Origin of the sequence: Burkholderia sp. HMSC10F09 (genome assembly GCF_001806955.1) — a bacterium.
Classification (GTDB): domain Bacteria; phylum Pseudomonadota; class Gammaproteobacteria; order Burkholderiales; family Burkholderiaceae; genus Burkholderia; species Burkholderia multivorans.
In genome coordinates, this window is sequence record NZ_KV786596.1 from 1 (window position 1) to 965 (window position 965).

Genomic DNA, 965 nt, shown 5'->3' on the forward strand with positions numbered 1-965 from the left:
CGTGGCCGAGCCCGAGCGCACAGGCGGCCGCGCCAACGCGGTACGCCGCCGCGGACGCGCGCCATGCCGCGCCGGCATCCGCCGCCGCGGGATGGGCCGACAGGTCGCTCATCGACGCATCGGCGGTCTGCAGGAAATCCTCATACGCATGTGCGTTGACCGTCACGACACCGAGCGTGCGCGTCGGTGCGGCGGCGAGCGCGTCGTGCTCGGCACGCGCCGCATCGGCTTCCCACAGCGCTTCGGAGCCCGGCGTGCCGGCCACGTGCCAGTCGACCGTGAGCCCGTAGTCGTGCAGCACGTCGACGAGCGCGGCGTCTTCGGCAGCCGCGCCGAACAGCGCGAAATCGCGCCACAACAGTGCAGCCGTTTCGCGTACGAGTTCGGGCGGTGCGTGTGGCCGCCCGTTCGCGTGTTCGGCGAGCAGCAGGTTCGTGCGCGCGAGAAAGCGCTTCAGATCAGGCGCGCCGCTCGCGCGCAGCGCGCGCATGCATGCGACGACGAGGCGCCAGAAGTCGTACGGCGCATCGTCGGCGAGCGCGGCCGCGATCGCGTCGAGTTCGTCGAGCGCGGAACCGGATGCCGGATTCTCCGCACGCAGCGCACCGAGCAGCGCTTGTTCATAACGCGCGCGCACGCGGGCCGCGAATCCGTCGGGCAGCGAACGCAGCGACGCGGCCGGCACCGCGCGGCCGACGAGGGCCAGCGCGTCGAGCGGAACGGCCGCGGGCGCACCGCCGCCCGTCAGCGCGCGCAGCGTACGGAAATGGGCAAACAGAACCGGCGAACACGCGAGTTCGCGCAGATTGTGCCGGCCGACGGCCGCACGGAAGTCGCGCAACGCGGTGCGCCACGCGGCGACGTCCGCTTCGCCTGCCGTCGCGGCGAACGGCGCGCCGGCAGCCAGCTGGCCCGCGAATCTTGCGGCCGGCAACCAGCCGGCTTCGGCCAGCACGGCCGCCGCT

Annotated in this window: 1 protein-coding gene; it reads right to left on the reverse strand. The window is 73.5% G+C overall.

The window, feature by feature from the left end; all coding sequences use genetic code 11:
- On the reverse strand, positions 1-965 hold a 965-nt coding region (locus tag HMPREF3115_RS06585), incomplete at both ends, for a FimL-related protein (RefSeq protein ID WP_141751650.1).